Genomic DNA, 22,144 nt, shown 5'->3' on the forward strand with positions numbered 1-22,144 from the left:
CACAATATTCATGGGCGTACACCCCATGTCATTCAGTAACCGTAATAACATCTCTTAGAATATAATGGAACAATGGATAAGAAGTATTCTCATTTTCTATATATCCATTACTAAGATCAATAGTATCAGAAGGATTGTCCGGATTTTCTCCTATATAGTCTCCTCTGAAAACAAAGCTGTCATTATCATTTTTAAACTGCTCTATAGTGCTGTTCATAGCCTCTAAGGTCCCCGGTGCTGCTGTCTGCATATTAAGATCGATCATTTCAACCCATCCATTTTCAAATCCGCCTGATATATCATTTCCGTGAACATAGCCATCAACAACGCTTTCAATTTTTTTGTTTTTGATCACAGCATCAACAGCTGATAAAACATAAGGTTCCCAGCATATTCTTGATGTCACAAGCGAAGTACCGGGAGCAACCTCTGACATGCTCTGGTTGTATCCCACAAAATAAACTTCCTTTTTTTGCGAAGCCTCCTCACACGCAATAGCAGGGCCAATTGTGTCAGTATGCTGTGAAATCACAACGCACCCCTGTTTAATAAGATTCTTGGCGGCATTCTTTTCCTGAGCATAGCTGCTCCAAGTGTGCGTATAGCTGACTTTCATTACTGCATTTGGCACTACAGCTCTTATTCCCAGCAAAAAAGCTGTATATCCGGAAATAACTTCTGATGTAGGATAGGCTGCCACAAACCCGACAATAGCCCTGTCCTTTGAAAGTGTTCCTTCCTCGATCATCTGCTTCATCTTCATTCCGGCGGCGATTCCGCTCACATAACGTCCCTGGTAGGCCTCTCCCTTAAATGTATGGTAATTGGCCGGCACTTCCTGTTCACTCATATCCATGTATGAAGTCTGGCAAAACTGAACATTCGGATATTTGGGCGCAAGCTTTGCTACTGTCTCGCTATATCCGTTAAAAAATATAATGTTACACCCTTTTGCAACAAGATCTGTCAAGGGCTCATCCATCTCATCATCAAGTACATTACTGCAGGTAAAAATTTCTACCTTTTCACCATATGTCTTTTCAAGAGCATCCTTTGCCAATGAAAAGTTATAGGTATAAGGTGTACTTTCGTCATTGTCATATATGAATCCTACCTTCAATGTGCCTTTTTCGCGTGAAGGGCCATTATACTTATAGCATCCGATGAAAACAGCCAGAAATATTATACATGTCAATGTAACAGCGATATATACCCGCTTCATAGCTTAGCTCCTTTCATCCTTTTTCATTTGTTCTGCCTGAATCTGCTTATCTTCTTTATTTCTTCTGTCTAGCTCTTGCTGGGCTTCCTTGCTCACCTCCTGAATTTCCGACTGCTTCTGAGCATAGATTTCATCAAGGTTTATAACTCCTTTATCAACGAGCCTTAAGAATGCATCAAGAGCTTCAGGATCAAACTGCGTTCCGCGGCCGCGCTTCATCTCATTCATAACATAGTCGCTATCCATATGATTGCGATATACACGATTAGATGTCATGGCATCAAAGGCATCCGCAACAGCAATTATCCTTGCAAAAAGAGGAATTTCATCTCCTTTAAGTCCGTCAGGATAGCCACGTCCATCAAAGCGTTCATGATGATACCTTGTTCCATCAACAACGTGTTCAACCAAGGTAAAATCCTTGAGTATTTCTGCTCCACCAACAACATGTGACTTCATCTTGGCATACTCTTCATCAGTAAGTCTTCCCACTTTATTGAGAACACTGTCGGGAATACCTATTTTTCCTATATCATGCATCTGTGCAGCCTTGCGTAAATTAGACAATGCCCTGTCTCTCTGCCACCACTTAAAACACTTCATTTCTCTTGCTATGAGAACTGAGTACTCCGCAACTCTTGAGGAATGCTGACTTGTACGAACGTCTTTAGCATCGACTGAATTAGCAATAGCCATTACGGTTTCGTTGGCCATATTGATCTTGATCTGCGACTGGTTAAGCTGTCTTTGAACGATAAGCCATGTGAACCATATAAGGCTAAGAGCAAAGACTATTACCATATAGATATGGAATCCCTTTTGCTCATAGAACTCGCCTACTTTAACAACTTTAAACGTTCTCTCTTCAAGAACCTTCTCACCGGCACTATCCAAAATAGCCAGATGGAAAGTGTATTCTCCCGAAGGTAGGTTTAAATAAATAATATTGTTAAGGCTGTTCTGAGGAACTATGGTCCACTGGGTGTCGTACCCCTCCAGATAATATCCTACATTAGGTTCCTGGATAGTATAATTAAGTATTTCAGGTCCAAGTTCTATACGGCTAACGCCTCTTCCAATTGTTATGACTCCGGTTCTGTCCATTGGATGCAGAGTTCCATCAAGCCTTACAGACGCAAGTTGCATTCTGTAAGAGCGCACGTCGCTATTGTATTTTTCTACATCAATAATATATGCACCGGTATCACAAGGAAGAAACAGTTCACCATTTCCGTTATAGTAGTTCCAGGAATTGGCGGTGAGCGATGTTCCAAGTCCTCTTCTGGCGTCTAAAAGCTCCCAGGCAACTTCTCCGCCTTCTACAAGCTCGTCACGCTCAACAACATAGATTCCGGCACTGGACATTACAAAAAGAGTATCCTCATCCTTAACCCATATATCATAGTTATTAAAGTAAGGAAATTTATCTAAGACACGGATCTTATTATCCGTATCCATGTAGCATAGGCTGTTACTGGTAACTATAAATACGCCCTCAGATTTGGGATCCTTTACCGTACGGAGAATAACCTCGCTGCTAAGGCCATCGTCTCTTGTAATCATATCAACGACATTGCCATCTCTTATAACAGCAATACCGTCTCCATCTGTGCCCGCAAGAATAGATCCATCCTTTCTCTCAGTAATGGAAAGTATCATCGAATTGATCAATCCATCTTCATTTTTGATTGTCTGTGTAACTCTATGATTTTTAATAAAGCTGATACCTGTATCACCGGCTGCCAGGATCGTTCCATCAGCCATCTGACTAACCATCCTTGCGCGGTTACCAAAGCTTCCATTATCAGCGTTGTATTCCCATGATGAGCCGTTTGATGCATATTCCATAAGACCGTTTCCATAAGTGCACACCCACAGATGGTCGTTAGAATCAACATACATACATCTGATACGTTTATCAGAAAGTTTGCTCGTCAGATCATTTTCTATCTCATTACGGCATTCTCTATCAACTACATCCAGTCCATTATCAGTTCCGATGTAGTAATTGTTCTGCCAGAAAACTATTGTATTTACAACGCTGCGCTCCATGCCAACAGAACCGTAAACATCCTTGAATGGAGATTTCGCAAGTCGCATAAGTCCCAGACGCGATGAAGTAAACCATAGATTTCCCTGATAGTCGCATAGCATATTATCAATTGAATTGGCAAAGTCATTGGTATTAAGCGCATGATAACCACTGGCGTCAAAATATGACACGCCGTTATCTGCGCATATAAACATCGTCTTATCATCAATAAAGTTGATGTTATTGATTTCCTTTATATCGTTACAAGTCTTGACACCTATAAGTTTCAGCACGTGATGAGATACTTCGTAGCTGTATACATGGTTAAGGCTGGTGCCCACCATCAGTATTCCGTTAGGAGCAAATTTGCAGCACTTAAAAACTTCCTGTTCATCCTTCATTTGAAGGTCGTCTAATATTGCACCACCCTCCATAAGGAAAAGATGTCCATCAGAAGATACAGTTGCAACATGATTATCTTCATCCGCACTGATACTATCTGTATAGTTGACTTTATCAAGTGTTCCTATAGATTTCAGTCCGTTATTCATTTGAAGGACCATAAGGCTGCTGGTAGTACCAACATAGTAATAGCCATCTGTAGCCCTTACTATACTTCGCACAGAATTTGATGGAAGCCCGCTCGCTTCATCAAGCACGTTTACGACTTCTTCTCTGATCACAATCGCCAAGCCATTGTCATTGGTTCCAATCCATAAACGTCCCTCTTCATCAACATAAAGGCAGTTTACATTCTTGACAGACTCATAGTCGTCGATCCACCTGAACTCCTGGCCATTATATCTGTATAATCCGGCATAAGTGCCTATCCACAATACGCCATCATTAGTCTGAACAATATCGTTTGCTTCACCACAGGGAAGACCATTATTACTGCTATATACAGTTTGAACATAATCGTTGTAATCAGCGGTTTCCTGGATTGTCTCCTCCCGGGCAGCTGATCTTACAGGTAAAAGAAGCCCTGACAGCATGCATAGTATCAAGATGCCCACAACAGTAGATGCTTTCTTTTCAGGCTGTTCCTCATCTTTCTGCGTCTGATAAAAACGGCGTATAAGGATAGCGATATAAATAGTTGCTATAGTAATAACTTTGTCAACAAATTCAAGGATCAACTGGCCAAGTATAGTGCACACAAAAATAGGCCAGTCTTTCCCAAGGAAATAGTCGATAACACCATCTCCCCATTTATTGCCCGTATAACCATTATCAAATATGATATTTACCGGAACTGACACGACAAGTGCCGTAAGAACAGTCAAAGAAGCGGCCTTCATAAAGCCATAGAATTGATTGAACCAACCTTTTCGGGCTGCCTGACCTACAATGAGGCCAAGAGCAATACTGGTAATTGCATAGGCAGATGAAAGCGGATTGATCATTGAATATGCCAGGTTTCCTGTCATGCCTACTATTGCTCCACAGAAAGGACCTGCTACATAAGCGCAAAGCGCAGTACCAAATGAATCTCCCCATATCGGAAGTTCAAAATAAGTCGTCAGAAACTTCCCTCCAAGATTCATAGCTACACATAAAACAGTAAACAGAACTATTTGCCAGTTTTTCCATTTTATCATATATTAGTATTCTCCCCACTACTCAATTATGAATATCAGAGACAGAAAGCTATTCATATTATTAATCATACGATAAAATGTCTAAAATAAATATTAAATTCCAATTAAATATTCATAATCAAATCCGCTGTGGTTATTCTGGAAACAGTTATCAGATCCTGTGGAGATAATTCTATCTGAAATCCAACCTTGCCGGCACTGACATAAATCTTATCTAAATCTGATGCCGTTTCATGAATAAACGTTGGAAACTGCTTCTTCATGCCAATTGGTGAACATCCGCCATGTACATAGCCTGTTAATGGGAGCAGTTCTTTTTGCTTTATCATACTGACCGCCTTTTCTCCCGAAGCCTTGGCAGCCTTTTTAAGGTCAAGTTCCTCCGTGACCGGAATAACGAAAACATAGTAAGCTCCGCTCTTTCCCTGAGTTACCAGAGTCTTGAACACTTTCCCTGAATCTTCACCGAGTATACCTGCAATCTCCTCCCCTGTCAGAGTAGCATCCGGTTCATAAGAGTGGCTCACATAAGAGATCTTTTTCCCATCAAGAACCCTCATCACATTTGTCTTTTCTTCTTTTTTCATAGCTTAAAATCACTTTCTATTCCATTATATATTCAGCAATACAAAGACAGCACATAGCCTTATAAGGCTATATGCTGCTCTTCCAAACTATCAAACAGGTTTTTCCCGTTAAATCTGGCATTAGTAACATAACTACTCATGCCTTTTTTACCAAGAGATTTCCTACCATACAGAACAAGATGTATTCTCTTGTCCTCAGTCATGTACTCTTCTGAAACTTCACCTAAGCCATCACTCTTCTCGACAACACTTTTAAAATCAGACACAAAAGCCGGTATTATCACCGCCCCAATGCTCTGTCCCTGATTCGGACCATAAATTCCCATAATTTCATGAAGTAACTTTGTTCTCAGTTCGTCCATAAATCCCCCATATACATATAAAAATGGCTCACTGCTGAATGGTTTCTACGATTGAAGGAAGGAGCTGTTTCTTACGAGATACCACTCCCGGCAGCTTGACACTATTTCCCTCTACACTCACCCCAAATGCAGAGCTAAGTGTATGCTGAGCCTTATTACCGGCAAATATAACTTCAGATGATTCATCAATAATATCAGTAAGCATGAAGAACAGCATATCAAGTCCATCATCAGAAGTAACATTATTAAGCTCCGGCTGGATCTTGTTCTTGATTTCGATCAGTTCTTCTGCGCTCATGGAGTTGATCTGTCCTATTCCAATTGTAAGATCATCAACCGTAAACTTCTTGAAATCCTGATGAAGGATCTCTGTTGCAGTCTTGTCACTAAGGTTAGAGCCTGCATGGAACATTTCCTTAGCAAAAGACTCATAGTCAACACCGGCAATACCTGCAAGTTCTTCGCCTGCTTTTTTGTCGACATTTGTACAGGTAGGTGACTTAAACATAAGCGTATCAGACAAAATAGCTGCAAGTAAAAGTCCTGCAGTAGTCTTGTCTATTTCTACCTGATACTCCTTGTACATAAGGTAAATAATAGTACATGTAGATCCAAGTGGCTGATTTCTAAAGAAAACAGGGCCTGCAGTCTCGATAGTGCGAAGTCTGTGATGATCGATGATCTCGAGAATTTCTGCACCATCTGCTCCGTTAACAGCCTGATTTTTCTCATTGTGATCCACAAGGATCAGCTGCTTCTTACGTGCACCAAGGAAGTTTCTTCGGCTGATCATACCAATGTAGTGATCATTCTTATCAAGAACCGGGAAATATCTGTGCCTCATAGAAGCCATTACTTCCTGAATATCTTCAATGTAATCATCCATGTGGAAGCATACAAGGCCATCTTTTTTCATGACATGCTCAATCGGCATACTCTGATTGATGAGTCTTGCCACAATAAAAGTATCATGCGGAGTTGTAATGATCTTGGTACCATGTTCTCTTGCCTGTATCTGAATAGTCTTGGCAACATCTGCGCCCTCGCAGACTATGATACATCCGGCATTCATTTCTATAGCGCACAACTGCATATCATATCTGTTACCAAGGATTACTACATCTCCTTCCTCAATAACATTTTCCATCATATCGGGATTAGCAGCAGCAATTACAACCTTGCCTTTTGTGAGAACGTCATTTATTTCACCGACTATAAGCTCTCCGCCAAGAGTCTCAACTATATTTCTGTAACAGGTTCCGGCTTCTGATAGAATCTTAGGGTCAATAACATCCATATAGGTCTCAACAATATCATTAGTTGTTACAATACCGCTAAGTTCATCGCCCTCTGTCACGCACAGGGTTACAACTCCTGCATCTCTCATCTTGGACCAGGCATTTTTAAGAGAAAGGTTTCTGTCGATTCCATCAAGCATTCTTATCTCCATGTCACGGACCTGTGTTCTGACGTCCTTGACATATGAAGGTGTTTCTACTCCAAAATGTGACAGTACAAACTGGGTTTCTTCGTTGAGATGTCCTGCTCTGCAAGCGATATAATCTCCGCCCGTCACCTTTCTTTTCAAATTGGCATAAGTTATAGCCGCACAGATTGAATCCGTATCAGGATTCTTGTGTCCCATAACTATGACCGGTCTGTTCTGATTATTCATAAATTCTCCTAAATTATTCACTACTACAATATCATTCCCGCGAATCGTAATTCTCAAGGAAATGATGTTTCACTCCATTCTCGTCCTTATAACATATTAACGCATTAATACTTACATTTTCCACACTTTTAAAGATATTTGACTCTAAATATGGATTAATATCTCTAAGTTTTCTGATAATAGCTTTTGTCTCAGCTCTCTTCGAAACTGAGCTGTCATTATGAAGATTTCCTTCTTTTTCAAGCTGCTCAGTAAGCTTGCAGGCACAGCGGATAAATTTAAGCTCATTATAGTTCATCCAGTGAACAATGTCTTCCTCTCTCACAAGGTAAAGAGGCCTGATAAGCTCCATGCCCTTAAAATTAGTACTGTGTAGCTTAGGCATCATTGTCTGAATCTGTCCGCCATACATCATAGCCATAAAAATAGTCTCAATAACATCATCAAAGTGATGTCCCAGGGCTATCTTATTACAGCCAAGTTCCTGCGCCTTACTATAAAGAGCACCTCTTCTCATTCTGGCGCAAAGATAACATGGTGAGCCTCCAACCTTAGTTGTAACATCAAAAATATCTGATTCAAAAATGGTAAGAGGAATATTCATAAGCTCAGCATTTCTGAGGATATTCTGATAATTGGCATCACTGTATCCCGGATTCATCGCAAGAAAGATAACTTCAAAATTATGCTTGCCATGGCGGGCAAGTTCCTGAAAAAGCTTGGCCAGGAGCATTGAATCTTTACCGCCCGAGATACAAACAGCTATCTTATCGCCATCCTGAATAAGATCATAGGTGTTGATCGCCTTAGTAAACTTACACCATATCTCTTTTCTGTATTTCTTTATAATTGATCGTTCTATATCCCTGCAACGATCTGTGCTCTTATCAGACATTCTGATCAAATCCTCCAAATATCATAAATACGCTAAATTTGGTCATCCCGCCACACAAATTCATTCTCAAATACTTGTTTTTTACTCCACACTTTTAAATGCATCAAGATACTGATTGCACTGCTCATCACTCTCGCCATAGGCAATTATGTATCCAACATATCCTTTATATATGAATACGTACTGTTTCTGATCTTGCCTCCGTTTACATCATCTGCCATACTCTGTGCAAAATCATCTGTAGATATATTATCTATACCGGCAAGTTCCTCATCACTATGAAACTTCATGTTTGACGGTGCCTCAAAGGTAAGGCCAAGAGCATTACTTGTGAAGGTATTCCCCTCAATAGTCGCTGCTGCGTACTTGGTATTATACTGATTGAAAATAAGTGGGCCGCCTTCTTCTGAAGAGCTTGTTATAGCTTCAATTGTCTGAGAATCCTCTGTTTTCTCAGCTTCTTCTATGTTGCCATTTTCCTCTAATTCTGAGGTCAGCTCAGTATCTTTTTCGAAATATTCAGCATCCTGAGCCTGTGCACCTGACTGAGCATATGTATTTCCATAATTGTATAAAGATGTGCCGGCATTTGCAGAAACTCCCTTAGGAAGCTGTAATGCGAAAACTCCCCTTTCCTAACAACACAAAGGCTATTATATCATAGCAAGTTAAGAAAAAGGAGTTTTTTATCAAGCAAACTGGCTGTTATAAAGGTTATAGTAAAAGCCTTTCTGATCAAGAAGTGTCTGATGGTTACCCTGTTCTATTATATGGCCATCCTTCATGACAAGGATCACATCTGCTTCTTTTATTGTCGATAATCTGTGGGCAACAATAAAGCTTGTCCTGCCCTGCATCATCTTGTTAAAGGCCTTTTGGATCCTGATCTCAGTGTTTGTATCAATTGAAGACGTAGCTTCATCAAGTATCAGCATTGGCGGAATATGGAGCATAACCCTGGTAATGCATAGAAGCTGTTTCTGGCCCTGAGATAGATTGCCGCCATTCTCAGAAATAACTGTGTCATATCCATTTGGAAGCCTTTTGATAAAGCTGTGAGCATGTGAAGCCTTGGCCGCAGCAATTATATCTTCATCAGTAAAACCTTCTCTTCCAAGAGTTATATTATCCTTGATCGTACCGTTTCTCAGCCATGTCTCCTGCAGAACCATTCCAAAGTTCTCTCTTAGATCAGCTCTTTTTATATCTCTGATGTCAAATCCGTCCACCTTTATACTGCCCTTATCTACATCATAGAATCTCATGAGAAGGTTGATAAGTGTAGTTTTTCCGCTGCCCGTAGGTCCAACAATCGCAACTCTCTGTCCCTTCTTTATATCAAGATTAAGATTTTCAATAAGTTTCTTGCTCTTATCATAAGAAAAAGAAGCATCTGAAATCAGCACGTCTCCGTCCAGATTAAGGTTATCAGGCGCTGATTCTTTATCAGGTGTCTCTTTTTGCTCTTCGATCAGAGCGAAAACTCGCTCTGCACAGGCAAGTGCATTCTGGAGCTCTGTGACTACACCTGAAATCTCATTAAAAGGCTTAGTATACTGATTAGCATAGCTAAGGAAAATAGTCAGGCCTCCGACCGTCATTCCGCCTGAAATACAGGAAAGTGCTCCAAAAAGAGCAACGGCCGCATATACCAGGTTATTGATAAATCTTGTACTTGGATTGGTTAGAGATGAAATAAAAGTTGCTTTGACACTGGCAACTTCAAGTCTGTCATTAATCTCCCCAAATATATCCATATTCTCATCTTCGTGAGCAAAGGCCTTAACAACAGAAAGATTACCTACCATCTCATCAACAAAAGAAGTCTGATCACTTCTGGCAACACTCTGGGCTTTGAACAGTTTAAATGATCTGTCAGCTACAAACTTGGCAACAAAAAGAGAAAGCGGAGTCAGGACAACTACCACAAGTGCTATCTTGTAATTAAGATAGAACATAAAAATGAGTGTTCCAACAATAGTCACTATTCCTGTAAAAAGCTGAGTAAATCCCATAAGGAGTCCGTCAGAAAAAAGGTCAACATCTGATATTATCCTGGATACAATGTCTCCTGTCTGTTTGGTATCAAGATACTCAAAGGGAAGCTTCTGAAGTCTTCCAAAGGCCTCTGTTCTCACATCTCTTACAACAGCAAATGTGATCTTGTTGTTAGCCATATTCATGATCCACTGACATACAGAAATCAAAAGGACACTGACAACCATGTTCAAAAGTATCTTTACAACTTTATCAAAATCAACATTTCCTCTTCCAACCACATGATCAATTGCGCGGCCGGCCAAAATAGGAACATACAATGACAAAAGCGCTGTAACTATAGCAAGTGCCATTGATACAACGATAAGAAAACGATATTTTCCTGCATAGCGCAGAACTTTTTTAAGTGTACCTTTTTTCATGTCAAGCCTCCTTCTTAAACTGTGAATCATATATTTCTCTGTAAAGTTCACAGCTGTCAAGGAGCTGCTCATGAGTACCAATCCCGGCCACTTCTCCATTTTCGAGAACAATTATCTTATCGCATCCCATTACTGCAGAGGTTCTCTGAGAAACTATAAATGTCGTCGGAGGGTTATCCATACCTGCAATTGCAGCCCTAAGATTCTTATCAGTAAGATAATCAAGAGCTGATGCGCTATCATCAAGTATCAGAATTTCAGGCTTACGCACAAGTGCCCTTGCAATTGTAAGTCTCTGCTTCTGACCGCCAGAGAAATTCTTGCCTCCCTGTGCTACCATATGATCAAGCCCGCCATCTTTACTTTCAACTACCTCTTTGGCCTGAGCAATAGTAAGTGCCTCATATATTTCTTCATCGGTTGCATCAGCCTTGCCCCATTTCATGTTATCTCTGATACTTCCATGGAAAAGAACTGCCTTCTGAGGAACTATTCCTATTCTCTCTCTAAGAGCTTCCATTCTGTAATCTTTGACATCTCTGCCATCAATCGATACACTGCCTTCTCTTGTATCATAAAATCTTGGAATAAGATTTATAAGGGAAGACTTACCGCTTCCTGTTCCGCCTATAATTCCTATTCTCTCTCCTCTCTTAGCCGTAAATGTTATATTGGCAAGAGAATCCTCACTATCTTTTTCATAGCGCATACAAACTTTGTCAAAGACCACATGATCTTCAGTCTTATCAAATGTTGTAACTGAGCCGTCCTTCATTGAAGGCTTAAGCTCCATGAGCTCCTGAACTCTGTTTCCTGAAGCAACTGCCTTGGTCATAGTTATAACAAGATTAGCAAGTTTTATAAGCTCAACAAGAATCTGTGACATATAGTTATATAGAGCAACTACCTGTCCCTGAGTAAGATCTCCTGTATTTACAAGAAAGGCTCCTTTATATATGAGATAAGCAATTGAAAGATTAAGAATCGCATAAGTCAGAGGATTCATTAAAGCTGTAATGCTTCCCACAAATTTCTGCATTCCCATCAGATGGTTATTCTGGCTGTTGAACTTATCTTTTTCCTCATCTTCAAGGCCAAATGCTCTAATAACCCTTACACCTGTATGATTCTCCCTTGTATATCGAAGGAGCACATCAAGGCCGCTTTGAATCTTCTCATATCTTGGAATGCTCCAGGCTGTTATCGAAACAACTACGATAAACAAAAGGACTATTGTAACCGCAAAAATAAGTGCCTGTCTTGCATCTATTGTAAATGCCATGATCATGGCTCCGAAGACAACAAATGGCGATCTCAAAAGAAGCCTTATTGTCATGTTAACGCCCTGCTGAACCTGATTCATGTCACTTGTCATTCTGGTTATCATGGCTGCAGTGCCAATTCTGTCCATGTCAGAAAATGAAAGCTTCTGAATATTATCAAATAAAGCTTTCTTGGTCTTCTTGGCAAATCCGGCCGCAGCCTTCGCCGCAAAATACTGGGCTGTAACTGCACTTATAAATCCAACAAAGCACAATAAAATGAGTATGAGGCACATTCTGCCAACATACCCTTTATCCCCATTTGCTATTCCTTTATCGATCATTGCTGCTATTACAAGGGGTACCATTAGTTCAAATGATGCCTCAAGCAGCTTAAAAAGCGGTCCAAGTATTGTTTCTTTTTTATAGTCTTTAAGATAAATCAGAAGTTTTCTCACTCATACTCCTCTGTGCCAATGCACTTTTACGTATTATTTATAAAAATATCCCCCAAGAAAACAAATCATAAACAAAAATATAGCTTAATAATTTATCCTAAGTCCCTTTGGATAATGGTTTTTGAGGACTCCGCCTGCCTGCTTGGCCCAGCCTATGCTGTAATCATCCACACAGACTACTGTCCAGCCCTTAGGCGCATCCTTACTGCATTTGACAGTCTGGCCATTAAGGTATTGTCTTATTTCATTGCTGTCTTCTGCAAAAGAAATAGTGTTTTTTGCATCTTCTTTTTTAATAGCAAGCGCCAAAGCATGGGATGGCTCAAAACGGTCTTTTTTGATAGTCCCAAGATGAAGTCCGGGTCTCATACACTTAAGTCCATGTATTCCGGGCATTTTACTGTCACATATGTACAGCTGCTCTCCAAACATAAATAGTGTTCCATCAAGCCTAAGGCCACTTGTTAGTACCTTTTCTTTTTCATCAGCAAAAGAAAGGCTCTCGCCTGCAAAGTCCCAGAATAGTTTCTGGATTTCTTTTTTGGCAGCAAGATTTCTTCCTCCGGGGACATAATTATCCTTAGTTCTGTCAATCAATTCTCCGTCTCTTTCTAGAACGCACAAAAAATGTCCCTCACCGCGAAGCTTATGAGGCCATAATCTTACAGATTTATTTACCTCAGCCCTGATACTGCTCTCCTGTTCCTGAGAAAGTCCACATGCCTGAATACATTTATCAGAGATCCATTCACTTCTGCCGTGATCCATGCCATCAAACATCTGAATATCAGCAACGTGATAATCCGGGTGTCCTGAAAGAAATCTGCAAATAGATTCTTCATTTTCCGTAGGTGCAAATGTACATGTAGAAAAAACAAGTCTTCCTCCCGGAAGAAGCATCCTTGAAGCAGCATCTAATATCTCTTTTTGCCTTATGCCACATAGCTCAACATTTTCAGGGCTCCATTCAGAAGAGGCATTCTCATTTTTCCTGAACATTCCTTCACCCGAACATGGAGCATCTACAAGTATCTTGTCAAAATACCCCTCAAAAACATTTGCAAGGTTCTCAGGAGTCTCGTTCAAAACTAGTGCATTAGTGATTCCTAATCTCTCGATATTAAGAGATAGTATACGGGCTCTGTCCCTATTGATCTCATTTGTAACAAGAATACCGCTCCCACCCATTCTGACGGCAATCTGAGTTGATTTACCGCCGGGAGCAGCGCACAGATCAAGAATTTTCTCACCGGGTTTAGGATCAAGGTAGTGTACCGGAGCCATTGCACTAGGCTCCTGGATGTAATATAGACCAGCCTCATGATAAGGGCTCTTTCCAGGCGCTACATCTCCTTCGTAGTAATAGCCGTTTTTTTCCCACGGAACCTGTATTTGTGCCGCATTGGAACCACTATTGTCATCACCGGAAATACTGATCCCTATGTTTCTCAACCTATCAGAAATATCATCAGAAGCCTTGACTGAGTTAATTCTAAGAGCATGATATCTCTCAGTAGTTTCACCAAAGCTGTTTATAAATTTATCGTATTCTTCATCGCCCAAAAGAGAGCGCATTCTTTCGCAAAAAGCCACAGGTAACATATTCAAACACCTCACCTATAACACTATACCACACAAACATAAAAAAGCCATTTCGCAGACCAATTAATTCTGCAAAATGACTTTTTTGGGTTTGTGTAAATTGTTTAGTTAGTTTTTACCTCTATGTTTATTCAGATGGTCATAATCCTACCACTTCGCAAAAAGGCTTTCCCGAGAGCAGGGCTCTCATCATTCCTTCTACGCAGTCGTCATAAGCTCTGAATATCGCCCTGGCTCTTTCTGCTCTGCAGTATACCTTCCAGTAGCCTGAAAAGATGTAGTTCTGACCATCATTTGTCATAAAACCTTTTACATCTTCCACCGGGTATCCCAGAACAATACCAAGTTCATGCGGGAAAGGCGCATTCACGGCCGCTTTAAATGGTTCATATTCAATTTAATTATTTGTGTTCCTTAATATATTTCTTGATGCCCTTAAATGTCTCAGGACTAATAATATGTTCAATCCTGCATGCATCATTCTCTGCAATCTCTTCACTAACCCCCGCTGTCATAATAAGAAACTTAGTAAGATTTGTATGCTTCTCATAGACATGCTTGGCAGTCTTAAGGCCCTCTTCTGTAAGAGCAAGCTCACCATCCTCTTCCATTGTGATGAGTCCATTTTCTTTGAGAATACTGACAGCTCTGGAAACACTTGGTCTTGAAAATCCAAGTTCATTAGCTACATCTATTGACCTGACAGTACCTTTTTTCTTCTTGAGCAAATATATTGTCTCGATGTAATCCTCGCCCGACTCATGCATTGCTACCACCTCCACAAGTAAATTTTCTTGAATATATTATATTGCGTGCAATTTAATTTTTCAAGTGTCATTTTTTAGTTTAGTCACTTCTCTGCAAATATTGAATTAGCATTGCGTATTGATGTAATATTAAATGTATTCGATTCCATCAAAAATATAGATAAAACGGAGCTTATGTATGAAAAAAAGATATAACTTCATGAATGTTCTCAGAGTACTATCCATGATCTCAATAGTATTCTACCACATGTTATTCACACTTTATATATATGGAATAAGACAACTTTCAAGTATTCGCTTTCTTTATGAAAATACCAATATGAATATAGCCAAAATAGGCGTAGGACTTTTCTTTATATTATCCGGATGTGGTCTGATGCTCGGAAGTAATGGGACTTCTTTTGATTTGAGAAATTTTTACACTAAGCGCTTTAAAAAGATACTTATCCCTTTCTATATAGTTTATGCCGGATATTTCATATTTCTTTTATGTACAGGTCAGATATCTTTAGCTGATCCTTTTGCAGGTAAAAATGTAGGCCCCTTTAGCTTTCTTTTTACAATTCTGGGTGTAGATGCTTATCTTGACAGTTTCGGAATAGCTACCTGTTCACTTGGAATCGGTGAATGGTTTCTGGGTTGTCTCCTTATCATGTACCTGATATATCCACTCCTTAGAAAAGCCTTTGTTTGGAATAAATATATAACTATGGTTGTTGCAACCATATATTATGTTGCCATCAATATTCTGTATAGCAGTATTCCGGCATTTAATAGTGTTCCCATGTACACAAACCTGGTGATCAAAATCTACGATTTTGTCCTTGGAATGTTTCTGGCTACTATACTTGATAAACTACCAAGCTTCATCAGTATAGCAGGACTAATACTAAATGCTTTTTTCATAGCAATGCCTATTGAGCTTCCTGGAATACACAGCTTTTTAATTCCTATAGAGTGTCTGTCAGTTTTCCTCTTATTCGCCGGACTTGAGCCATTATTTACCAAAGCTCAAAAGCCAATGAAAATTGTAAATATCTTAGCAAAATATAGCTACGAATACTTCCTTGTCCATCATGTAGTGATCATTCATTTATCAAAGATAGGACAAAACAGAGCTTTCAGCAATTTAAACATACTACTACTCTTCCTGGCAGAAATAGTGATCACATCAGTACTGGCATTACTGCTCAAGCTGATAACTAATGGCATCACTCATATTTATACCAGATAATTACCTGTGATGTAAAAAAGAGGTTACCCTACCTAATAGGATAACCTCTTATTTTTTTACTTAGCGTAATCTGTTGCTCTACTCTCTCTGATAATATTAACCTTGATCTGTCCGGGATATTCCATCTCGTCCTCAATCTTCTTGGCAATATCTCGAGCCATGAGCACCATATCTGCATCAGAAACCTGCTCAGGAACAACCATTACTCTGACTTCTCGACCAGCCTGAATAGCAAATGAGTGATCAACACCCTTAAAGCTATTAGTAATTTCTTCGAGTTCTTTTAATCTGGATGTGTAAGTTTCAAGAGTTTCTCTTCTAGCTCCAGGTCTTGCTGATGAAATTGTATCAGCAGCCTGTACAAGAACAGCTATAAGAGACTGTGGCTCAACATCACCGTGATGAGCCTCTACTGCGTTGATAACGATCTGAGATTCCTTGTACTTCTTACAAATATCAACACCAAGCTGAATATGTGAGCCCTCGAGCTCATGGTCAACAGCCTTACCAATATCATGTAAAAGACCTGCTCTCTTAGCAACTCTTACATCAAGGCCCAGCTCAGAAGCAAGAAGTCCACACAACTGTGCAACTTCTACAGAATGCTTCAAACAGTTCTGACCATAGCTTGTTCTGAATTTCATACGACCAAGAATCTTGATCACTTCAGGATGAAGGCCATGAACACCAGCCTCAATAGCAGCATTCTCACCTTCCTCTTTGATCTTGGCAGCTACTTCCTTCTGTGCCTTCTCAACCATTTCCTCGATTCTTGCCGGATGGATACGACCATCTACAATAAGCTTCTCAAGAGCTATACGTGCAACTTCTCGGCGGATAGGATCAAAGCCGGAAATAACTACTGCTTCTGGTGTATCATCAATGATAAGATCAACACCAGTCATTGTCTCAAGTGTTCTAATGTTCCTACCTTCTCTACCAATGATTCGTCCCTTCATCTCATCATTTGGCAGCTGGACAACAGATATAGTAGTCTCGGAAACATGGTCTGCAGAACAACGCTGAATTGCGTTAACTACAATTTCCTTAGCTCTCTTATCTGCTTCCTCTTTTGCTTCAGCTTCCATGTTCTTGATCATGACAGCTGATTCGTGCTTTACATCATCTTCAACGATTTTTAAAAGATACTCTTTTGCCTGTTCGGAGGTTAAGCCAGAGATTTTCTCAAGTTCCTGTAGCCTTTGTTCATTAAGCTTAGCAACCTCTTCACTCTTCTTGTTAAGCGCCTCTTCACGAGCATTAAGACTCTGCTCTTTCTTCTCAATCGCTTCCGATCTCTTCTCGACGTTTTCCTCTTTCTGCTGAACTCTTCTCTCTGAGCGCTGAACCTCATTTCTACGGTCCTTAACTTCCTTCTCCAATTCGTTACGTGTCTTCAACGCTTCTTCCTTGGCTTCCAAAAGTTTCTCACGCTTTGTCTCCTCAGCATTTTTGAGTGCTTCGTCAATAATCTTTCTTGCCCTTTCCTCAGCACTTCCGATTTTCCCCTCAGTTACCTTTTTATGGTATGAGTTTGACAAAACCCAAGTTACAAGTACAGAAATGACAAGAGTTGCTACTACTGCAATAATAATACCGGCCATTACAGGAGCACCTCCTTATTCAATTTTCATTGTACAATATTTTGTATAGTGTGCTCTAAAACACCCATAAATAACGCACATAAATACAATTTTACAACACTTAAATTTTACCTTTTATAAAGTGCAGTGTCAAGAATTTATAAAATATTCAATGCTAGAGTTTCTATGTATTTCTATATATTTATGCTATTATTATTCAAATTCTTCCATTGCTCTTCGGATACTATCCATTGTGTATCCACGTCTGACCAAAAAGCCCATGATCTTCTGTTTATCCTTGTAGTCCATGTCCTTATCAAAATGCTTCTTGATAAGAAGTTTATTGATCTGTTCAGTTTCAATATCCCCTGATATCTCTTCCGACTCTGAATATAGTTCATCCATTATCGAAATGGTCACATCCTTACTGATCCCTTTACCTGTAAGATCCTGAAGAATACGATTTCTGCTGCGCATCTCCATATGATATGTAATATAATCTCTGGCAAAGCGTTCATCATCCAGATATCTATAGGATTTAACATAATTTATAGCTTCGTCAATAAGTTCCTGCGAGTATAATCCTTCCTGAAGCTTATCCCTTAGCTGTTTCTCAGTGTAATCCTTTTTTTGTAAAAGATTCATCGCCCTGAGCTTGGCTCTTTTTGATAAAACTTCTGATTTTATTGATTCATATACAGATTCACTTATCTCATTACCGGATTTGATATCATATTCTCTTAGTTCACCCTTATAAAGGACGAATGCAAATTCACCGTCAATAAAGATCTTACATCTCTTCTTATCAAGTTCTACTATATCCGTTATTGTCATCAGAAACCTTCCCTCTATTAAAAAAGAATGTCGCTCGCGATTTCCTATATCATCAAAAAGTCGGTGGCATATTGCCACCGACCATAATAAACGCCGAGTACTAATTATTTGGATGCCTTAGTTTTCTTGGCAGGTGCTGCCTCTCCTTCAGTAGCCTCACCCTTATCCGGAACAGTTACTCCATTTACAGGAAGTCCATAATGAGCTCTTACCTTGGCATCGATTTCTGCAAGGATAGCTGGATTATTTTCAAGATATAACTTGGCATTTTCTCTACCCTGTCCAATCTTCTCGCCCTCATATTGGTACCATGCACCACTCTTGTTAACAATATCAACGCCGGCAGCAAGGTCAAGAATATCACCGGTAGCTGAGATTCCCTTACCAAACATAATGTCGAATTCTGCCTCTTTGAATGGAGGAGCAATCTTATTCTTAACAACCTTGACTCTTGTTCTGTTACCGATTACTTCACCGTTCTGCTTGATAGCCTCAATACGGCGAACGTCCATACGTACTGAAGAATAAAACTTAAGAGCACGTCCACCAGTAGTTGTCTCAGGATTACCAAACATAACGCCAACCTTCTCACGAAGCTGGTTAATAAATACTACTGTACAGTTTGATTTACTGATAACAGCTGTAAGCTTACGAAGAGCCTGTGACATAAGTCTTGCCTGCAGACCAACATGTGAATCGCCCATGTCTCCATCAATCTCTGCCTTAGGAACAAGAGCTGCTACAGAGTCAACAACAACAATATCAATAGCACCTGATCTAACCATAGTCTCTGTGATCTCAAGAGCCTGCTCACCACTATCTGGCTGTGAAATATAGAGGTTATCTACATCTACACCGATATTCTTGGCATAAACAGGATCAAGTGCATGCTCAGCATCGATGAAACCTGCAATACCGCCTCTCTTCTGAACTTCTGCAATCATATGTAAAGTAACAGTGGTCTTACCACTGGACTCTGGTCCATAAATCTCAATAATTCTGCCCTTAGGAATTCCTCCAAGGCCAAGTGCAATATCAAGACTAAGTGATCCTGTTGGAATTGTCTCGACATTCATAGTATCAGATGAATCTCCAAGCTTCATAACAGCACCCTTACCGAACTGTTTCTCAATCTGTCCAAGTGCTGCCTCTAACGCTTTTTGCTTATCTTTTCTTTCCATACTAATCTCCTTCCAAGAACACCCGTTCTGTATATAATGATAATAAAACAGATGTTCGGGTGTGTCAACATATAATTTAATCTTTTTTGAAAATTCCGGCAGAAACGCCAGACTTGCAGCTAAAACCAGTCTCGCCTTCATGCTAAACACATGATAACATTTGAAGTGTACTATAAGAGGTACAGCTGCAAAACAAATTCTAACTAATTTTTATTGTTACCAGCACCGATAAAGCAGACAATATAAGCCCTCTATAACTGCATATAGTAACAAATCCCCGATTAACATATACAAGTCATTGCTCAGACGAGCAATGACTTGTTTACAATACCATATTATTCTAAATCAAACAAATTAATATTTTATGTATGTCTCAATATCGATATTATCTACGCTATAAAAAGCTTATTTCAAAAGAATATATCACCCGGGATCAGTTTATTACACTGATATTGAATTGCCTGCAAAGAGCTGCATATTCAGCATTAATAAGCTGAACCATTTCCTCATCACCTGCAACATTGTCAGGATGAAACATCTTCATAAGATCCTTGTATCTCTTCTTGAGAGTAAGAGCACTGTCTACTCCTCTGAACATAAGATCCAGCGCATCATATTCATTCTGCCTCTGATAAGTCTTCTCCCTCTCAAGTCTGACAAACTCAGCTTCAAGTTTCTTCTTATCCATATTAAGCTGAGCATAACCATTATTGAGAATATGTAGTCTCTGCTCAAAAAGTGCCTTATCAGCATCGAGCTTCTTGGAAGCATTCTCAAGTTTACGCTCAAGAGCATCCCTTCTCTCTTTGAAGGCACGTTCATCTGCTTCCAACCTGGCATACCTATCCTCGAGAGCGCTCTCCTGATTCTCAAGCCTTACACTCTCTTTAAACAGCCATAAACGAAGCTGAGAAAGTTCATCCTCTGTCCCGTTTAGTATGATTTCTTCGATATTTCTTCTTTCTTCCATATGGATACCCCCTAAGAAGAGGCAGCATACTTATTCCGCGTCAGGAAAAGCTATATCTTTTGCCTCGTCATCATCCATCATGTTTTCTTTCTTGGCAGAAATACGATCTACAATGTCAGGCACAAGATCAAGTACCTTGGTGACAGCATCCTGATTCTTGACATTGACAAGTTTGGTAGTACCATCCTTGATAACAAGTACAGCGCTTGGTGACATCTTGGCACCAAAACCTCCGCAACCACCGTTTTTCTTGTCAGCTTCTGAAGAACCGGCTCCTACGCCAAAAGATACGTCAACAAGTGGAACAATAATTGTATCTCCAACCTTGGTAGCCTCGCCTACAACAGTCTTGGCTGCCATGACCCTGTTCATTCCTCCAAGTAAAGACTCCACAACCTCATTAAAATTACTCACTATACACCTCCAACGATTCCATCAGGAATTTATTATCTTCTTAAATCTCCTGATAACTTTTTTCACATCTTTATTAAAGTAGCAGACGCATACACAATACAATATGGTAAATACAGTAATGTGCCCCTTAAAATGAGCATCTGCATAAATAACTTTCCTGTCAAAATCAGGTCTGAATGATACGCTCTTAAATAGGACAGGATAAAGAGCTCCATAAGCCGCCATGGCCTGCGCTGTATCCGCAGGATCTCCAAGTCCAAGCATTAAATCCACCTTGGATTTATCAGGTAAGATCATCCTGATCATTCTAATAAGCTTACCCTTGACCAGCTCAAATGCCCGCTTGAAAATATCGTTTTCAAGTGTAGTTTTTATCATCCCTATCTTACCACAAACTCTAGATATTGTATATTGGATTTTTCCAAGCACATTTTGTGGCGTTTTTAGAATATTTTCAACTTTATCTATAATATCCTGTACAATTTCTATCAGCGCCTTATCTTCAGAATCTGTTCTAGTATTAGTATCGGATTCAGAATCCGAATCTTTATCACTTTCATCAGAATTTGTGTTGCCACTTTCTACCGGTTCCGCATCAGATTTCGCATCATCAGATGTATCTTCATTTCCCTCTGTAGCTATATCTTCGGCATTTTGGATACTATCTTCTGCCTGGCTATTATCTTCATTAACGCTATCAGATTTTTCTTTTTTACGTTTCTTTTTTTCTTTGTCTTTATTTTTCTCTTTTCGCGGAAGTATCTTAATTCCCATTATCCTGACTGTAAATTCTTTATTCTCAGGATATTGTATTCCTCCGCTGATAAAATGAAGAAGCCATGAAAAACTGGCTGAGCCAATGATCTTTTCAAGATCAAAGCCCTGTTCAAGATCAGTCTCCGGAATAGTCCCGTCAAGTTTGTACCTTATAGGGACAAATAACACCAGTATCAATATCAGTAGCACCAATGCCAAAATGACAAGTAGCGCTATCCCAATTATCTTAAGTACAGTAAGTAACCCCGTAAGCATATAATGCTCCCAA

General features: G+C 39.8%; 19 protein-coding genes. 1 reads left to right on the forward strand and 18 read right to left on the reverse strand.

Annotation, left to right across the window (positions count from 1 at the left end; translation table 11 throughout):
* Positions 1–28: 28 nt before the first annotated feature.
* The 12 genes from BPR_RS08260 to BPR_RS08310 all read right to left on the reverse strand — a co-directional run bounded on the left by BPR_RS08260 (position 29) and on the right by BPR_RS08310 (position 14,883).
* A complete protein-coding gene (locus BPR_RS08260) occupies positions 29–1,222 on the reverse strand; it encodes a BMP family ABC transporter substrate-binding protein (RefSeq protein ID WP_013281015.1) in 1,194 nt (397 codons plus the stop codon).
* A gap of 3 nt (positions 1,223–1,225) precedes the next feature.
* Positions 1,226–4,855, reverse strand: a complete 3,630-nt coding sequence (locus BPR_RS08265; protein ID WP_013281016.1) for an HD domain-containing phosphohydrolase — start codon at positions 4,853–4,855, stop codon at positions 1,226–1,228.
* Positions 4,856–4,959: 104 nt separating this feature from the next.
* The gene (ybaK, locus tag BPR_RS08270; protein WP_013281017.1) at positions 4,960–5,442 is read right to left on the reverse strand and encodes a Cys-tRNA(Pro) deacylase; all 483 of its coding nucleotides are present in this window, start codon (positions 5,440–5,442) and stop codon (positions 4,960–4,962) included.
* Between the two features lie 59 nt (positions 5,443–5,501).
* Positions 5,502–5,804 carry a hypothetical protein gene (locus BPR_RS08275; RefSeq protein ID WP_013281018.1) on the reverse strand — a complete coding sequence of 101 codons (303 nt, stop codon included), beginning with the start codon at positions 5,802–5,804 and terminating at the stop codon, positions 5,502–5,504.
* Between the two features lie 28 nt (positions 5,805–5,832).
* Complete coding sequence (locus tag BPR_RS08280) at positions 5,833–7,479, reverse strand: putative manganese-dependent inorganic diphosphatase (RefSeq protein ID WP_013281019.1); 1,647 nt, start codon at positions 7,477–7,479, stop codon at positions 5,833–5,835.
* A gap of 31 nt (positions 7,480–7,510) precedes the next feature.
* Positions 7,511–8,374, reverse strand: a complete 864-nt coding sequence (locus BPR_RS08285) for a tRNA 2-thiocytidine(32) synthetase TtcA (protein ID WP_013281020.1) — start codon at positions 8,372–8,374, stop codon at positions 7,511–7,513.
* Positions 8,375–8,520: 146 nt separating this feature from the next.
* The gene (locus BPR_RS20720) at positions 8,521–8,664 is read right to left on the reverse strand and encodes a hypothetical protein (RefSeq protein WP_013281021.1); all 144 of its coding nucleotides are present in this window, start codon (positions 8,662–8,664) and stop codon (positions 8,521–8,523) included.
* Positions 8,665–9,063: 399 nt separating this feature from the next.
* Positions 9,064–10,794, reverse strand: coding sequence for an ABC transporter ATP-binding protein (locus BPR_RS08290; protein WP_013281022.1), 1,731 nt, complete (start codon positions 10,792–10,794; stop codon positions 9,064–9,066).
* Between the two features lies 1 nt (position 10,795).
* Positions 10,796–12,514, reverse strand: a complete 1,719-nt coding sequence (locus BPR_RS08295; RefSeq protein WP_013281023.1) for an ABC transporter ATP-binding protein — start codon at positions 12,512–12,514, stop codon at positions 10,796–10,798.
* 84 nt (positions 12,515–12,598) lie between these two features.
* The gene (locus BPR_RS08300) at positions 12,599–14,116 is read right to left on the reverse strand and encodes an RsmF rRNA methyltransferase first C-terminal domain-containing protein (protein WP_013281024.1); all 1,518 of its coding nucleotides are present in this window, start codon (positions 14,114–14,116) and stop codon (positions 12,599–12,601) included.
* Positions 14,117–14,255: 139 nt separating this feature from the next.
* The gene (locus BPR_RS08305; RefSeq protein WP_013281025.1) at positions 14,256–14,486 is read right to left on the reverse strand and encodes a DUF3793 family protein; all 231 of its coding nucleotides are present in this window, start codon (positions 14,484–14,486) and stop codon (positions 14,256–14,258) included.
* A 31-nt stretch (positions 14,487–14,517) separates the two neighbouring features.
* On the reverse strand, positions 14,518–14,883 hold the full coding sequence (locus BPR_RS08310; RefSeq protein ID WP_013281026.1) for a metal-dependent transcriptional regulator: 366 nt from the start codon (positions 14,881–14,883) through the stop codon (positions 14,518–14,520).
* A 178-nt stretch (positions 14,884–15,061) separates the two neighbouring features.
* Here BPR_RS08310 and BPR_RS08315 point away from each other — a divergent pair, with 178 nt between their 5' ends.
* A complete protein-coding gene (locus BPR_RS08315; protein WP_013281027.1) occupies positions 15,062–16,117 on the forward strand; it encodes an acyltransferase family protein in 1,056 nt (351 codons plus the stop codon).
* A gap of 56 nt (positions 16,118–16,173) precedes the next feature.
* On the opposite strand, the gene rny is transcribed toward BPR_RS08315, so the two are convergent.
* The 6 genes from rny to BPR_RS08345 all read right to left on the reverse strand — a co-directional run bounded on the left by rny (position 16,174) and on the right by BPR_RS08345 (position 22,131).
* Entirely contained in the window at positions 16,174–17,721 is a 1,548-nt protein-coding gene (gene rny, locus BPR_RS08320; RefSeq protein ID WP_013281028.1) for a ribonuclease Y, read from the reverse strand.
* Positions 17,722–17,913: 192 nt separating this feature from the next.
* Positions 17,914–18,534: a regulatory protein RecX gene (locus tag BPR_RS08325; protein WP_013281029.1), complete on the reverse strand. Its 621-nt coding sequence runs from the start codon at positions 18,532–18,534 to the stop codon at positions 17,914–17,916.
* A 104-nt stretch (positions 18,535–18,638) separates the two neighbouring features.
* Positions 18,639–19,715, reverse strand: a complete 1,077-nt coding sequence (recA, locus tag BPR_RS08330) for a recombinase RecA (RefSeq protein ID WP_013281030.1) — start codon at positions 19,713–19,715, stop codon at positions 18,639–18,641.
* A gap of 433 nt (positions 19,716–20,148) precedes the next feature.
* Complete coding sequence (locus tag BPR_RS19785) at positions 20,149–20,685, reverse strand: J domain-containing protein (protein WP_013281031.1); 537 nt, start codon at positions 20,683–20,685, stop codon at positions 20,149–20,151.
* 30 nt (positions 20,686–20,715) lie between these two features.
* Complete coding sequence (locus tag BPR_RS08340; RefSeq protein WP_013281032.1) at positions 20,716–21,099, reverse strand: GerW family sporulation protein; 384 nt, start codon at positions 21,097–21,099, stop codon at positions 20,716–20,718.
* 21 nt (positions 21,100–21,120) lie between these two features.
* Positions 21,121–22,131 (reverse strand): DUF2953 domain-containing protein, encoded by a 1,011-nt coding sequence (locus tag BPR_RS08345; protein WP_013281033.1) that lies wholly within the window; start codon positions 22,129–22,131, stop codon positions 21,121–21,123.
* Positions 22,132–22,144 lie beyond the last annotated feature (13 nt).

It is taken from the genome of Butyrivibrio proteoclasticus B316, assembly GCF_000145035.1.
GTDB lineage: Bacteria > Bacillota > Clostridia > Lachnospirales > Lachnospiraceae > Butyrivibrio > Butyrivibrio proteoclasticus.

Bases quoted from the DNA above. Each gene is read 5' to 3' on its own strand.
- recA (WP_013281030.1), bottom strand. From the start codon at position 19,715: ATGGAAAGAAAAGATAAGCAAAAAGCGTTAGAGGCAGCACTTGGACAG.
- BPR_RS08310 (WP_013281026.1), bottom strand. From the start codon at position 14,883: ATGCATGAGTCGGGCGAGGATTACATCGAGACAATATATTTGCTCAAG.
- ybaK (WP_013281017.1), bottom strand. From the start codon at position 5,442: ATGAAAAAAGAAGAAAAGACAAATGTGATGAGGGTTCTTGATGGGAAA.
- BPR_RS08300 (WP_013281024.1), bottom strand. From the start codon at position 14,116: ATGTTACCTGTGGCTTTTTGCGAAAGAATGCGCTCTCTTTTGGGCGAT.
- BPR_RS20720 (WP_013281021.1), bottom strand. From the start codon at position 8,664: ATGAAGTTTCATAGTGATGAGGAACTTGCCGGTATAGATAATATATCT.
- BPR_RS08285 (WP_013281020.1), bottom strand. From the start codon at position 8,374: ATGTCTGATAAGAGCACAGATCGTTGCAGGGATATAGAACGATCAATT.
- rny (WP_013281028.1), bottom strand. From the start codon at position 17,721: ATGGCCGGTATTATTATTGCAGTAGTAGCAACTCTTGTCATTTCTGTA.
- BPR_RS08315 (WP_013281027.1), top strand. From the start codon at position 15,062: ATGAAAAAAAGATATAACTTCATGAATGTTCTCAGAGTACTATCCATG.
- BPR_RS08265 (WP_013281016.1), bottom strand. From the start codon at position 4,855: ATGATAAAATGGAAAAACTGGCAAATAGTTCTGTTTACTGTTTTATGT.
- BPR_RS08290 (WP_013281022.1), bottom strand. From the start codon at position 10,794: ATGAAAAAAGGTACACTTAAAAAAGTTCTGCGCTATGCAGGAAAATAT.
- BPR_RS08280 (WP_013281019.1), bottom strand. From the start codon at position 7,479: ATGAATAATCAGAACAGACCGGTCATAGTTATGGGACACAAGAATCCT.
- BPR_RS08275 (WP_013281018.1), bottom strand. From the start codon at position 5,804: ATGGACGAACTGAGAACAAAGTTACTTCATGAAATTATGGGAATTTAT.
- BPR_RS08260 (WP_013281015.1), bottom strand. From the start codon at position 1,222: ATGAAGCGGGTATATATCGCTGTTACATTGACATGTATAATATTTCTG.
- BPR_RS08325 (WP_013281029.1), bottom strand. From the start codon at position 18,534: ATGACAATAACGGATATAGTAGAACTTGATAAGAAGAGATGTAAGATC.
- BPR_RS08345 (WP_013281033.1), bottom strand. From the start codon at position 22,131: ATGCTTACGGGGTTACTTACTGTACTTAAGATAATTGGGATAGCGCTA.
- BPR_RS19785 (WP_013281031.1), bottom strand. From the start codon at position 20,685: ATGGAAGAAAGAAGAAATATCGAAGAAATCATACTAAACGGGACAGAG.